The sequence below is a fragment of the Candidatus Borrarchaeum sp. genome (assembly GCF_019058535.1).
GTDB classification, from domain to species: domain Archaea; phylum Asgardarchaeota; class Sifarchaeia; order Borrarchaeales; family Borrarchaeaceae; genus Borrarchaeum; species Borrarchaeum weybense.
In genome coordinates this window covers 1-14,975 of the sequence record NZ_JAHPYX010000218.1, presented here as the reverse complement: position 1 = coordinate 14,975, position 14,975 = coordinate 1, and the positions used below count along the sequence as shown (strand labels likewise).

The following is a 14,975-nucleotide window of genomic DNA, read 5'->3' as shown; positions in this document are numbered from 1 at the left end:
TATGTTTAGCATTACAGTGGGATCGAATATTCTAGCCCATTTGGGCGGAATTTTTGGCGGAGCACTTTTAGGTTACTTTATTCCCTCAAAAAAGAAATAAAAAGAAGCAAAATGAAGTTAGATAAACCATGCACTTTATTTATTATCTGATAGATTAGTCCAAGTAGCATGTCGTGCTACATGTTCTTTTACATGTGCCTTAAATTTTTCAACATTTTCTTGTAATTCTCTAGCAGCTTGCCTATTCAGAGGATCGCTCGGATTTGGTGCGGTTAATAAAATTCGTAAAGTTTCAATAACATCAATCAAGCTATTTGAAGGCGACCAATCCTTTCCAAGTATCCCAACACAGACATTTTTATTGTGGATATTCGGATGCCATGTTTTTGTAAGCCATCTCACCTTTGGTGGTCTATACGGAAAGTTTCTTGGTAGTACAATTTCAATTTCAAAAACCCCTCCATCATAGAGCTCAGTGCCGAGAATAAAGCCTCTTAACTTACGAATATCGTTTTTTACTGGTGAGAAGGTTGGTTCTTCCCGCTGTAGTAACTTAAGTTCATATACAAGTCTCGCCGCGAAGTCTTCATCAGAGAGCACTTTAATTCTACCTTCAAGATCTTATATAAGAAATCGCTGATAACTAATTGAAATGTCTTTCCATGTTCTATCAGCTATGAATGATTCGTGAACAAAACTATTTATTAGACTTAAGTTCAGGTAGTAATTTGTTACCAAACAAATGAAGCCTAAAGAAGTTTTCTGTGTTCACCAAAAAATTTATACTATTTCTAGTGGTGTTGTTGATTGCCAGAATTACAAATTCTGTAACTGAAGTTTATGGTGCCAACATATTGAAAATCTTAGTTGTTGAAAATTCTATCATGGGTAGGAAACAATATGAATGGCTAGGTGATCTAATTCCAAATTACCGTGAGTCTATGGATGTATGGATTAGTTACAATTGCGAACCTCCTAAAACAATTAATCAATATGACCGTCTTATTTTGCTAGGTTCGGAAGCTTCAATTTTAGATGAACATGAATGGCTTAAACCAGAAATGGATATCATTCAAAACTCAATTGAGCATGGGATCCCGCTTCTATGAATCTGCTTTGGTCATCAACTGATTGTTCATACAGTACTTGGTCGTGAATGTGTTAAAAGAAGGTCTAAACCTGAATTAGGATGGCCCGAAATTCGAATTTTAAAAAAGAATAAGCTTTTTCAAGGTATCTCCAGTCGTTTTTTTTCATATTCTTTCCACTTTGACGAAGTAATCAAGTCATTCGCTCTAGAAATATTAGCAAATTCCAATGAATGTAAAATACAGGCCTATAAATTGAAGAACAAAGATGTGTGGGGTATTCAGTTTCATCCAGAGATTAATATTGAAACTGGTGCACAAATCCTTCGCGAAACTGCATCTAGTTTTAGATGGAATAATATTGAAGAGATAATCAAAAAAGCAAATGATTCCAATATCGGATCACAGTTGCTTCTCAACTTTTTAAACGAACTTTAGTTTTTATTTACGTCTTTAATTACATGAAAGTGCGCTTTCATGCCATTCATTACAGGAATTTTATATATTAATTCTATGACATGATCACAGGATAGTTTTTGAACGCGCATTTGAAATTTCTTGTCTAGTTTCTATTTCGAATTTTATTATGGATTCTACCAACTTGTTGTGCTATTTAGTAAGCAAGTCAGATTAAGGCTGTCGACTGCTGAATCTTGATATCCGAAAAATTCTGACATTCGAAGAAATCGGAAGCGTGATGGCCATTGCTCACAACTTAATAAATACAATGATAAGGTGACATGTTCGCGATAAATTTTATTATTTGATGAAAATTTTGCCATTATATTAATGTAAATTATTTTCCCCCCCTAAATGATGATTCTTATTTGAGAAAAAATTCAAATACATGAAAATACAATTTCTTTTAGAGAATGTTGATAATTTTCAAGAATGAAGGTAAATGTACACGAGGTATCGACTATAAGAAACTACCTTTGTGAACTATATCCTACTCCATGTCTCGGATTTTATGGATGCTGTTGTATATGACTGATATAAACCATAACGTCACGGAACGTGAGAAAATGAAGGAAATCTTGCGCGAGAGTGAAAAAAAATACCATTCTGTGTACGATTCAATGAATGAAGGAGTTGCGCTCCATCAGATTATTTATGATGAACAGGGGGAGACGGTAGACTATACAATCATAGATGTTAACCCCGCTTATGAATCGATTACCGGTTTGAAGAGAGAAAAGGCAGTAGGGAGTAGAGCATCAGAATTATATGGAATAGGCAATTCTCCTTACCTCGACATATATGCAAAAGTGGCTGCTACGGGACAACCAACGTCATTCGAGACCTATTTCCCACCAATAGACAAGCACTTCAGCATCTCCGTTTTTTCACTAAGCAAAGGCCAGTTTGCCACGGTGTTCACTGATATCACAGCCCACAAAAAAGCAGAGAAGGCACTCATTTCTGAAAAAGAACGCCTTGCAGTCACGTTGCGTAGTATTGGTGATGGCGTAATCGCCACCGACACCGAGGGAAAGATAGTCTTAATCAATAAAGTCGCTGAAAAATTAACTGGATGGCCTCAGAAGGAGGCCTTTGGCAAACCTCTTGGTGAGGTTTTTCGTATCATTAATGAGAAAACTAGTACGCCCTGTGAAAATCCTGTGGAGAATGTACTAAAAACTGGTGTTATAGTCGGTCTTGCCAACGATACAGTACTTGTATCTAGAGATGGTAAGGAGCGCATTTTAGCAGACAGTGGAGCGCCTATTCGTGATGGAGACGACAAAATTATTGGTGTTGTTCTTGTATTCAGAGACATCACCAAGCGCAAGCAAACGGAGAAACAACTGAAATACTATACTGAAAATCTGGAAAAGCTTGTTGAGGAACGGACAGATGCCTTAAGTGAATCGGAAGAAAAACTTAAGGTAATACTATCGGGAATCGGAGATTTCGTCACTATTCAAAATAAGAATTTAGACATTATCTGGGCAAATCAATCAATAAAGGATATCTGGGGAGATGTTATCGGAAAGAAGTGTTACGAAGTATATAAAGGGTTAACTGTACCCTGTCCTGACTGTTACGTCGAAAAGGTGTTTAATGAAGGAAAAACAGTCGTTTCGGAACGAGTTGACATAGGTCCGGATGGAAAACATATTCACCTTTTGATCACCAGTTCTCCAGTAAAGGACGCTGAGGGAAACATCGTAGCTATTGCAGAAATGGAGAAGGATATCACCGAACGAAAAAACTTGGAGAGGAAACTGGAAGAATATACTGAAAGCCTGGAAAAAATCGTTAAGAAAAGAAAGGAATTGGAATTACGGCTGAAGAACTATACTGAGAACCTAGAAAAGATGGTTGAGGAACGAACAAAGGCCTTAAGAGAATCGGAAGAAAAACTCAAGGCAATTTTGGCTGGAATTGGAGATCTTATCACCATTCAAAATAAGGAGTTAGACGTCATCTGGGCAAATCAGCCGATGAAGGATATTTATGGTGAAGATATCATTGGATTGAAATGTTACGATGTGTACAAGGGATTGTTAGCGGAGAAATGTCCTGACTGTACTGTCGAAAACGTGCTTAGTGAAGAAAAAACGTTTATTTCGGAACAAATTAACACGCTTCCGGATGGACGACACGTGCACACGTTGGTCTCCAGTTCTCCGATGCGAGATGTTGAGGGGAACATCGTAGGTGTTGTGGAAGTGGTTAAGGACATCACGAAACGAAAAAATGCAGAGGAGGCCCTAAAGGAGTCGGAGGAACGCTATCGTGGGCTATATGAATCCTCAATTGATGGTATTGCCTCTTTGGATCTGAAGGGACATATTGTAGAATGCAATCAGGCCTTTGCAGAAATGCTCGGCTATACAAAAGAAGAACTGTACAACCTTACCACTTTTGACCTGACGCCTAGTAAATGGCTCGATACGAATAAAAGGTTCCATAAACAGTTACTTACGACAAATTATTCGAAAGAGCTAGAAAAAGAATACTACAAGAAAGATGGATCCATTATCCATGTCTCCATAAAAGGATGGCCCATAAGAGAAAAAGAGGGCAAGCCGATTGGTATGTGGGGCATTATTCGCGACATCACAGAACGTAAGCAGGCTGAGAAAAAAATAAATGAATCAGAAAAAAAGTACTCAACTATCGTAGAAAAAGGAAACGACGGAATAATTATTATTCAGGACGGCTTACTGAAATTTGCAAATTCAAAGATGGTAGAAACTACGGGTTTTTCGTTGGAGGATGCAATTGAGAAGCCGTTTATTAATTTTGTTGCTCCAGAATATAAAGAATTAGTGATAGATAGATACAAAAAGAGACTCTCTGGAAAGGAGGTGTCAAACAAATACGAAATAGAACTTTTTTCAAGAGATGGCAGAAAGATACCTATTGAAATAAGTGCCAGTGTGATTGAATACGAAGGTCGTCCTGCAGATATGGCTATACTCCGTGACATCACCGAGCGCAGGGAGGCTGAAGAAAAGTTAAAACAAACCTTAGAGGAGTTGTCACGTTCCAATTCGGAACTAGAGAAATTCGCCTATATCACTTCTCATGACCTACAGGAGCCACTACGCATGGTTGCGAGTTTTTTACAATTGCTGGAGCACCGATATAAAGATAAACTCGACGAAGACGCAAATGAGTTCATTGCCTTTGCCGTAGATGGAGCAAACCGTTTAAAGGGGATGATTAAGGATCTGCTGACGTATTCACGTGTGGGGACGCGCGGTAAGTCCTTCGAACTATTTGACAGCAAAGAGGCACTTGATTTGGCACTGATCAATCTCAAGATGGCGATTGAAGAGAGTAATGCAGTGATAACCAATGATCTTCTGCCGAATATAATGGCAGATCGTTCACAATTGATTCAGCTATTTCAAAATTTAATCGGGAATGCTATTAAATTTCGAGGTAAGGCGCTGCCAAGAGTTCATGTCTCTGCACGACAAGAAGGCAGCGATTGGATATTTTCTGTACGCGATAATGGAATTGGCGTAGATCCTAAATATTTCGATAGGATATTCGATGTTTTCCAGCGATTGCACAGCAGAGATGAGTATCCAGGTTCTGGTATTGGGTTATCGATATGTAAAAAGATTGTAGAGCGCCATAATGGGCGAATTTGGGTGGAATCACAGCCCGAAAATGGTTCAACGTTTTTTTTTACAATCCCCCTTAGACATGCTGTTTAACTTAATGATGCGGAAAACACTCAAATCTGATTGAAAGATAAATTCGTTGGAAATTCTTTTTGGAACTATTTGCAAATAAAGAAATAATAATAAAAAGGAAGATGCCAAACCGTGACTTTAACGAGTTCAATCATGTGTTCCGACCTCTAGATTGTGATAACAAATTTTTGTGTTTCTTTTAGAAATAAATAATACTCGCCAAAAATATCCAATATCTTATATCAGAACAAATTGCAATGCAAATTGGATCTAGACATCTCCAAGGCTCTTAAAAAATAGAACCTTAATGCAAACTTTAACCGATTCATAATTTTCAAATTTGACTTTTCTAAATGAAATACTTGTTGTTTGACATACGGAGAATTTACTGAGAAAACTTAAATGAAAAGCTAATGGTTCTCTAAGTAACAAACAATTCTGAAAAACTTAAGAAAAAGATTATCAAAGAACTAAAAAATAAAAATATCGCGGATTTAATTATAAAATATTGTGAATATCACAATCTCTATTGAAAAAACTGTAGTTTTTTGGAACTTTATTCTTATCTATCCACATATTCAATGTGTGATATAATCCCTGTTCAAGCACTCGAATGAGCTATACTTTAACGGAGTTCATCCAAAAATGGATAAATATCGTGATCTCTCAACTCTTAAGGACCTTGACGACTATTTTTTTAAAAAATTACAATTTGATTCTATGCAAAAAGGAGTATTAAATGCACTACCTTACATGGTAAGAATTATTGATAAAAGCTTAAATATTGTCTGGGCAAACAAAATATCGATAGAAAGGTGTGGTAACACTATCGGAAAAAAATGGAATGCAGTTTATGAAAATTGCGATGAGGATTATCCAGATTGTGTGATAAGACAAATCTTCGCTAAGGGAGAAAAATTTGAGACAGAAAACTCGATTATTTTCACAAATCATACGAGGAGAGATTTTTTAATAAGCCATTCTCCTCTCAAAGACTTGAATGGAAAAGTCATCGCTGTTATAGAATCCTTAAAAGACATTACAAAGCGAAAACAAGTTGAGAAAGAAATAATGGAATCACAAAGAAAATACTCAACCATTGTAGAACGAGGAAACGATGGAATTGTTCTTATTCAAGATGGCTTACTAAAATTTGCAAATTTGAAGTTTATTGAAATTACGGGTTTTTCTTTGCATAGCTTATTCGGAAAGCCGTTTATGGATTTTTTTTCTACTGAATATAAAGAATTATTCGTAGAAATCAATTTAGAGAATTCAGATCAAAACGAGAATGAAAATATATTCGAAGCAGAAATCATTCCCGAAGATGGAAGTAAGATACCCGTTGAAATAAATTCAAAGAAGTTTAAATACGAAGGGAGAACCGCGTATGTTTCCATAATCCGTGATATCACTAAGCGCAAACTCGCTGAAGAAAAATTAAAAGATTATACAGAAAATCTCGAAAATAAGATTAAAGAACGAACAAAGGCCTTAAGAGAATCTGAAAAAAAATACTCGACTATAGTTGAAAGAGGTAACGATGGAATAGTCATTATTCAGGATGATGTATTAAAATTTGCAAATTCAAAAATAGTTGAATTCACTGGCTTTTCATTAAAGGAAGCAATTGGACAGCCATTCATTAATTTTATTTCCCCAGAATATAGAGAACTAATATTAGATAGATATAAAAAAAAGTTGTCTGGAGAGAATGTTCAAAACAAGTATGAAGTAAAGATTCTTTCCAAAGATGGAAGAGAGATACCTGTTGAAATAAATGCCAGTATAATTGAATACAAAGGATATCCTGCAGATATGGCTTTAATTCGTGACATTACGGAAAGAAAGCTGACCGATGAAAAACTAAATCAAACGTTAGTAAATCTGGAACGTTCTAATACTGAACTTGAGCAATTTGCATATATAGCCTGTCATGATCTGCAAGAGCCGTTACGTATGGTTGCGAGTTTTTTACAGCTGCTGGAGCGACGATATTGGGATAAGATAGATGAAGCTGCTACTGAATTTATTTCATATGCCGTAGACGGGGCAACTCGTATGCAGCAAATGATCAATGATTTGTTAGCATTTTCACGCGTGGGGACACGTGGAAAACCATTTGAGAACGTAAACAGTAAGAATGTTTTAGATTTGGCAATTGCAAATCTTGCATTATTAATTGAAGAAAATGATGCGATAATAACTCAAAGTTCTCTGCCGATCGTATACGCAGATCCCTTACAATTAACCCAGGTATTTCAGAATCTAATAGTAAATGGAATCAAATTCCGAAGAGCTGATCCACCGAGGATTCATGTTTCATCAGAAAGAAAAGGCGAGTGGGTTTTTTCTGTAAAAGATAATGGCATAGGTATAGACTCAAAGCATTTTAATCGCATTTTCTCGATCTTTCAACGTTTAAATACAAAGGGAAAATATCCAGGTTCAGGTATTGGTCTATCAATATGTAAGAAGATTGTAGAACGTCATGGGGGAAGAATACGGGTCGAATCAAAGCTTGGAAGGGGCTCAACATTTTTTTTTACGATCCCGATGATAGAAGGTGAAATCTTATGAATCAGCACAAGAGTAGAAATTCCATTGATATCCTGCTTGTCGAGGATAATCCTGGCGATGTGCGTCTGACCATAGAAAGCCTTAAAGAAGCAAAACTACTAAATAAACTTCACATTAGTTCTGATGGCGAGGAAGCTATGGCATTCCTACGCCGTGAAAGAGAATTCAAAGATGCACCACGTCCAGATCTTATCCTACTTGACCTTAATCTGCCTAGGAAGGATGGACGTGAGGTTTTGGCGGAAATCAAAGAAGATTCAGATTTAAAACAAATACCCGTCGTTATCCTTACCACTTCAAACTCATGTGAGGACATTCAAGAAACATACAATAGCTATGCAAACTGCTATATTAAGAAGCCAGTTGTACTTGATGAGTTTATCAAAGTAGTGATGTCCATTGAAAACTTCTGGCTATGTATTGTACAACTCCCACCAAAAGTCTTTAGGTGATTTAATTGGCACGTAATCTATTTAAGGTCTTATTGATCGAAGATAATCCTGGAGATGTGCGATTAATACAAGAAGAACTCACAGATATAGAGGCAATTACTCTTCATAACATAAATTTCGAATTAACAAAAGCTAATCAACTCTCAAAAGGTTTGAAATGTCTTCATGATCAAAAGATTGACCTAATCTTATTGGATCTAATGTTACCGGACAGTCTAGGGATTGATACTTTCATGGAAGTGCATTTGTATGCTCAAAAAGTTCCGATCATTGTCTTAACGGGAATTAACGATGAAAAATTGGCAATTAAAGCAGTTAATGAGGGTGCGCAAGACTATATCGTCAAAGGAAAAATGGATACGCAATTATTGATGCAATCTATAATTCGTGCGATCGGGAAACATCGAGTGTCATCGAAATTGAAAAAATCATAATATTATTGACGATAGAAATTACAGATTACTTTGGAGCAGTCTTCGATAATAATTTTTTAGTGTTTATGGTATATTATAACTTCTGTTGTATTTTGAGAAATTCGCAAAAATTGATATTATTGATGATATCTTATACTTTAAAATCTTATCAACTTGCGGAATATTATGTGAGAATCTTTATATTATTTTAATAATTAGTATATTAATTAAGGAATTCTTATTAAAGAATATTTATTATTGAGAATGTCGTAAAAATTATAAAACTGATTCCAATTTCTAAAAGAAGCATGTCTAATGAGTCCCTCACAAGTCAGATATTATATGCTATATCCAAGCGACGGATGAAAAATGCTCTCTCGACGAGATCAATTACAAAACAATGGAGCCTATGACATGATAGACCAAAACCAAGATATCTCAAAACTTGAGATCGTTGAAGACAAACTTACGAAAGTCTTTCGATCGAAGGTTATGTATGAACACATATTAAACGGAGTAACTCATTTGATCATTATAATTGATGACACTCTTAATCTTATCTGGGCAAACAAAGCAGCAGTGGAAAAGTGTGGCGATATTATCGGAAAAAAGAGCTACAAAGTATATAATAGTCTCGATTCAGAGTGTCCCGATGGTATTGTGAGACAAGTACTTGAAGATGAAGAAGTATTTGAATTAGAGCGTTCAATTACATTTCCGAACGGTACACAGGGAGATTTTATTATCACTAGTTCTCCCCTCAAAGATTTAACTGGAAATGCTGTCGCGGTTCTACAAATATTCACAGATATTAGTGAACGTAAACAGGCTGAAGAGAATTTAAAAAAGAGTGAATTGCATTTTCGTACACTCATCGATAATATCTCAGAAATTATTACTGTATTGGACTCTAAGGGAGAAATCAGTTATCAAAGTTCGTCGATTGAACTAGTTCTTGGTTACTCAATTGAAAAAATCCTCGAAAAATCTTTTTTTGACTTTGTACATCCCGATGATCTCCCATTGATACTTAAGGTTTTCCAAGATATTATCAAAAAGCCAGGAGCATCTCGTACTCTTAAATATCGTTTTCATCATAAGAATGGCTCGTGGCGTGTTCTTGAAAGTACTGGGAGAACGTTTATTGACGATTCAGGTTCAATAAGTGTCATTTTAACTTCTCGCGATATAACTGAGAGAATGCACGCTGAAAAAGCTCTGATAAAGGCTCAAGAAGAATCGGCTGTTGCCAAGACGGCCAAACAAACAATTGGTTGTATGATGGATCCTGTTATCATTACTGATCTTCATGGAAAGATAACTCAATTTAATAATGCTTTTACAAATTTGTTAGGTTATGAATCAGAGATGATAGGTGAGTCTCCTACAAAAATTATTGTTGAAAAGGATGCTTTAAAGATTCAAGAGGCAATAAAAGAATGTCTTAAGACGGGATTTTTAAACAATTTCGAATGCACAACATTAGGTAAGGATGGAAAAAAAATCCCGGTTTTATTCAATATTACAGTGTTGAAGAACTCGACGAATAAATCCATAGGTTTGATTTTTGATGCAAGAGATATTACTGAACAGAAAAAAGCAGAACAAAAATTGCAACTAACTTTAAACGATCTAGCTCGTTCTAATGCAGAACTGGAACAATTCGCCTATATTGCATCTCACGATCTGCAGGAACCACTACGCATGGTGGCAAGCTTTTTACAATTACTGGAGCGTCGCTATAAGGATAAGATCGACGACAACGCAAATGAGTTTATTGCCTATGCCGTAGATGGGGCAACTCGTATGCAGCAAATGATCAATGATCTGTTAAAATATTCCCGCGTCGGAACACGGGGTAACCCCCTCGAAAAAACTGATAGCAAGGCTGCCCTTGACTTGGCAATTGCAAATCTCACCGTAGCAATTAGAGAAAATAATGCACTGATAACCAATGATCCTCTGCCGATTATTATGGCAGATTCATCTCAATTAATTCAAGTATTTCAGAATCTAATTGAAAATGCCATTAAATTCCGGAGAGATGTACCACCAAAGATCCATATTTCTGCTGAACGTAAAAAAAACGAATGGATATTCTCTGTAAAAGATAATGGCATAGGTATAGACTCGAAACATTTCGATCGCATTTTCTTAATCTTTCAAAGCCTACATAATAAGATTTCGTATCCAGGTTCGGGTATTGGTCTCTCGATCTGTAAAAAAATTGTTGAACGCCATGGAGGAAAAATATGGGTGGAATCACAGCATGGAAAGGGCTCAACATTTTATTTTTCAATTCCAGTCACAGGAGGAAAAAACTCATGACTATACAAATAAGCCAAAAACCTCTTGAGATTTTATTAATTGAGGATAATCCTGGTGATGTTCGTCTGACGGTAGAAGGTTTTAGAGAAACCAAAGCATTTAATAAACTCAACGTAGCCTATGATGGCGAGGAAGCTATGGCTTTTCTACGACGAGAAGGTAAGTTTAAAAAAGCACCTCGTCCAGACCTCATTTTACTCGATCTTAATTTACCTAAGAAAGACGGTCGTGAGGTATTAGAAGAAATTAAAGATGATAGAGACCTGAAATGTATCCCCGTAGTGATCTTAACGACCTCTCATTCTATTGATGATATTGAAGAGACGTATTCTAATCATGCTAATTGCTATATCACAAAACCAGTTGATCTGAATCAATTTGTCAAAGTAGTAAAATCCATTGATGACTTTTGGTTGAACATTGTGAAATTGCCGAATAAGGAGACTGGTGATTATAATGGAGGGTAATCAACTCAGAGTCTTATTAATAGAAGATAATCCAGGCGATGCAAGGCTAATACAAGAAGAACTTGCTGAAACAGACCCCTTATGTCATGAAATTACCCACTTCTTTCTGTTGCATGTTGATCGGCTCTCGCAAGGCCTTGAATGCCTTAAAAACGAAAAGATCGATATTGTACTTCTGGATCTCGGATTACCAGATAGCCTAGGGCTAGATACGTTCACAAAACTATATGCTTATTCGCCACAAGTACCGATTATTGTCTTGACTGGTTTTGATGATGAGAATCTGGCAGTTAAAGCTGTGGGAGAGGGTGCACAAGATTATCTTGTCAAAGGAAAATTTGATAAAAACCTGCTGACACGTTCTATATGCTATGCTATTGAGCGGCACCGATTGATCTCAAAATTAAGAGATTATGCAGAAAACCTTGAAAAAATGGTTGAAGAGAGAACAATGGATCTTAAAGAGTCTGAGGAGCGCTATCGCGGTTTATACGAGTCATCTATAGATGGCATTGCCACAGCAGACATGAAGGGCGATCTTATAGACTGCAATCAGGCTTTCGCGGAATTGCTCGGCTATACAAAGGAGGAACTGCTTAAACTAACCTATTGGGATCTTGCGCCTAAGAAATGGCATGAACTCACGGCAAAAATCCACGCTGAACAGGTATTAACTAGGGGCTATTCTGATGTGTATGAAAAAGAATACATGAAGAAGGATGGAACAATCTTTCCCATCTCTATTAGATCGTGGATCATCAAAGACAAGGATGGCAAGTCAGTGGGAACCTGGGCAATCGTTCAGGACATCACTGAAAGATATAAGATCATGGAAATGAAGGATCGGTTTATATCAGTCGCCACCCATGAACTTCGAACACCACTTATCTCGGTCAAGGGATACATTGACTTCCTTTTATCTAAGAATTTGAACGTAACACCCGAGTTACTTGAGTCGAGCCTGCAAGTGGTGAATCGCAACACTGACCGGTTGATTTATCTGACCGACGAGTTGTTGGATATCCAGCGCATTAAATCTGGACGAATCTCCTTAAATTTGGAGTTTCAGGATCTTATTAATATCATAAATCATTGTATAGAGGAAATTCAACCCTTTATTGATGAGAAAAAACAAAATCTCAACTTGAAAATTCCAGAAAGGCCCTTAAAGATTCGAGTGGATCGTGTTCGCCTTAGCCAAATTATTATGAACATTCTTAATAATGCTACTAAATTTACGCCAGAAGGCGGAGACATAACGCTTGCCGTTGAAGAGACGGACGGTGTCATGCAAGTTCAAGTTTCAGACAATGGAATTGGAATTCGTGAGGAGGATTTGGAGAAAGTTTTTCGCCCCTTCTCGGACATAAAGAAGCCAACCTACATCAAGGGCACAGGTCTTGGTCTCAGCGTAACCAAAGGTCTGGTGGAAGCACATGGAGGCAGGATCTGGGCACATTCAGATGGAGAGGATCGAGGAGCAGCTTTCACTTTTACCTTACCAAATACAGAATCAAACCCAAAACCAAAGGTAAAGGAGGTAAATTAATTTTGACAGATAAAATTTTGATTGTAGATGACGAACCAGATACTGTTAACCTAGCAAAAATGATTTTGGAGAGAGATGGCTACCACGTAATTAGTGCATATAATTGGGATGACGCTATAAAGAAGGCGGAATCGGAGATGCCGGACTTTATCTACTTAGACATGGTTATGCCAGGTAAAAGTGGCTTGGAGGTCTGCAAAATTTTGAAGGCCCAGCCCAAGACCAAGAAAATTCCGGTAGTGATGTTTACAGCTCTTGGACGGGATGTTGATAAAAAGTTAAGCAAGGAAGCCGGGGCTGACGGTCATTTTTTGAAACCCTTCGAGGCTGAGGATTTAATTGCCGAGATAAAAAAACATCTAAAATTTATTCGCCCTGAAAAGTTTTCTAATACCCTGGAACTTGATCATGAACGGTTAAAGGGTAGAAAAATCCTGCTAGAGTTCGATCCCGTAGTTCCTTATGAAAGGGTGGTCAGAGATTTTGTGATGGAATGTCAGGTACACGAAGAAGTAATTGTTCTCTTAGGAAACAAAGCAAGTGTAGTCTATCAAACGCTTCAAAAATATGATGGTCTAGAGTTTATCGCTTTGATCCCCCAACCGATACTTACCCCTATTCTAGAGACAAATGCTGGAACATCAGTAAACATAATCTGTGATAATCTAACAGACCTTATTTTCTCTATGGGCTTCCAGGCCACATATAAATTCATAAAACACACGTTAGAACGACTAACCACAGTTTTATCGACTGCCCTATTTCTTTTGAACCCCAAAGCTCACCCGTCAAACGAAACCTATAGTATCAGAAGCCTCTTTAGCGATCAAATAACCTTTGGAAAAGATGGACTGACAATTAATAAGTTAACTTAATTCGGAGGCAAAAATTTGTGCGTTGATCTTGAGAATTAAAGAAATCCAAGAATACCATCGCAAGGCACCGAAGAACTCATAAAAGGACACTAGAGCACCAGAAAACTGAAGGAACTCATAATTTGACGTGAGATCATGTTGATGCCAGACTTCAAGGTCTGACAAAGCGATCCCAAGATTCTTGAAGTTCGAATATTAAGTGGTAGACAATCAGTGAGCTACCTCATGCTCAAGCGCTGAGGCTTCCTGCTTCTACGACAGACTCGATCCCCTTGACGGGTTACGGAGGTCTCGATGTTCACAGGCTTAATATCCCTATGCCCCGTAGGTACTCATAGGCTCTATCACCAACAAAGTATATAAACCCAAGTCATTCATCACCACGCTACAGCAATGGTGCTTTCTTGCTTAGTTGTTTGTAAGAATTATTGATGGTTACTCTCGTCTAAATTATGTAAATAATAACATTTGAATTAAATCAAAAAAAATATGAATAAGTTAAGTGGGTTTTACTCAGAGTATTTCTCTCTGTTAATTTAAGGTAAATTTAAGATCTGTGAGGTGCTTCAGATGGAACGTTTGAATACAGGAATTAGAGGTTTAGACCAACTTATTGATGACGGAATTCCCCGCTCATGGGTTATTCTCATTAAAGGGCCAGCCGGCTGTGGAAAAACAACTTTTGGTCTTCAGTTTTTGTGTTATGGCGCAGAAAATGACGAGTTTGGTATTTATATCACTATAGGTGAGCCAATATCACATGTAAAAAAATATATTCGATTTAACTTGAATCTGGAAAAATTAACAACAGAAGGCAAGCTTATTCTTGTTGATACAAAACTCATAAAACTTTCTGATCTCAGTGAGATTTTACAAGATGCAATAGGTAAGTATAACGCACAAAGAATTGTTATTGACTCATTTACATCTCTCATTTCCCTCTATAAAGATGAACCGACACTTCGTCAAGAATTTTCTAATTTTCTTGATGTGGTAAGACAAGTGAAGAATGCCACGTGGATGATTATAGAAGAAGGAACGCCGCGCTCTCCTGATGCCCTTAGTG

The 14,975-nt window shown here is 37.0% G+C and carries 13 protein-coding genes; 11 read left to right on the top strand and 2 right to left on the bottom strand.

Going from position 1 to position 14,975, the window contains the following annotated elements; translation table 11 throughout:
• Nucleotides 1-135 precede the first annotated feature (135 nt).
• Nucleotides 136-600 (bottom strand): ubiquitin-conjugating enzyme E2, encoded by a 465-nt coding sequence (locus tag QVB70_RS13410; protein WP_287587163.1) that lies wholly within the window; start codon nt 598-600, stop codon nt 136-138.
• Between the two features lie 203 nt (nt 601-803).
• On the opposite strand from QVB70_RS13410, the gene QVB70_RS13405 reads away from it, so the two are divergent.
• The 10 genes from QVB70_RS13405 to QVB70_RS13360 all read left to right on the top strand — a co-directional run bounded on the left by QVB70_RS13405 (nt 804) and on the right by QVB70_RS13360 (nt 13,909).
• Nucleotides 804-1,109 (top strand): hypothetical protein, encoded by a 306-nt coding sequence (locus QVB70_RS13405; RefSeq protein ID WP_287587160.1) that lies wholly within the window; start codon nt 804-806, stop codon nt 1,107-1,109.
• Nucleotides 1,110-1,526, top strand: a complete 417-nt coding sequence (locus QVB70_RS13400) for a hypothetical protein (protein ID WP_287587166.1) — start codon at nt 1,110-1,112, stop codon at nt 1,524-1,526.
• A 548-nt stretch (nt 1,527-2,074) separates the two neighbouring features.
• Nucleotides 2,075-5,266: a PAS domain S-box protein gene (locus QVB70_RS13395; RefSeq protein ID WP_287587158.1), complete on the top strand. Its 3,192-nt coding sequence runs from the start codon at nt 2,075-2,077 to the stop codon at nt 5,264-5,266.
• A 624-nt stretch (nt 5,267-5,890) separates the two neighbouring features.
• Nucleotides 5,891-7,825, top strand: a complete 1,935-nt coding sequence (locus tag QVB70_RS13390; RefSeq protein WP_287587155.1) for a PAS domain S-box protein — start codon at nt 5,891-5,893, stop codon at nt 7,823-7,825.
• Entirely contained in the window at nt 7,822-8,277 is a 456-nt protein-coding gene (locus tag QVB70_RS13385) for a response regulator (RefSeq protein ID WP_287587152.1), read from the top strand. The genes QVB70_RS13390 and QVB70_RS13385 overlap by 4 nt, the downstream gene beginning before the upstream one ends.
• Before the next feature lie 5 nt (nt 8,278-8,282).
• On the top strand, nt 8,283-8,711 hold the full coding sequence (locus QVB70_RS13380; protein WP_287587149.1) for a response regulator: 429 nt from the start codon (nt 8,283-8,285) through the stop codon (nt 8,709-8,711).
• Between the two features lie 348 nt (nt 8,712-9,059).
• Nucleotides 9,060-11,018, top strand: coding sequence for a PAS domain S-box protein (locus QVB70_RS13375; protein ID WP_287587146.1), 1,959 nt, complete (start codon nt 9,060-9,062; stop codon nt 11,016-11,018).
• Nucleotides 11,015-11,485 carry a response regulator gene (locus QVB70_RS13370; protein ID WP_287587143.1) on the top strand — a complete coding sequence of 157 codons (471 nt, stop codon included), beginning with the start codon at nt 11,015-11,017 and terminating at the stop codon, nt 11,483-11,485. Before QVB70_RS13375 ends, QVB70_RS13370 begins: the two co-directional genes overlap by 4 nt.
• Nucleotides 11,475-13,034, top strand: coding sequence for an ATP-binding protein (locus QVB70_RS13365; RefSeq protein WP_287587140.1), 1,560 nt, complete (start codon nt 11,475-11,477; stop codon nt 13,032-13,034). The genes QVB70_RS13370 and QVB70_RS13365 overlap by 11 nt, the downstream gene beginning before the upstream one ends.
• 2 nt (nt 13,035-13,036) lie before the next feature.
• Nucleotides 13,037-13,909 (top strand): response regulator transcription factor, encoded by an 873-nt coding sequence (locus QVB70_RS13360; RefSeq protein ID WP_287587139.1) that lies wholly within the window; start codon nt 13,037-13,039, stop codon nt 13,907-13,909.
• On the opposite strand, the gene QVB70_RS13355 is transcribed toward QVB70_RS13360, so the two are convergent.
• Nucleotides 13,901-14,074, bottom strand: a complete 174-nt coding sequence (locus QVB70_RS13355) for a hypothetical protein (RefSeq protein ID WP_287587137.1) — start codon at nt 14,072-14,074, stop codon at nt 13,901-13,903. The two genes, QVB70_RS13360 and QVB70_RS13355, sit on opposite strands and share 9 nt — an antisense overlap.
• A 405-nt stretch (nt 14,075-14,479) precedes the next feature.
• Between QVB70_RS13355 and QVB70_RS13350 the strand changes: the two genes are divergently transcribed.
• Nucleotides 14,480-14,975, top strand: a 496-nt coding sequence (locus QVB70_RS13350; protein ID WP_287587135.1) for an ATPase domain-containing protein, incomplete at its 3' end; no start/stop codon positions are given.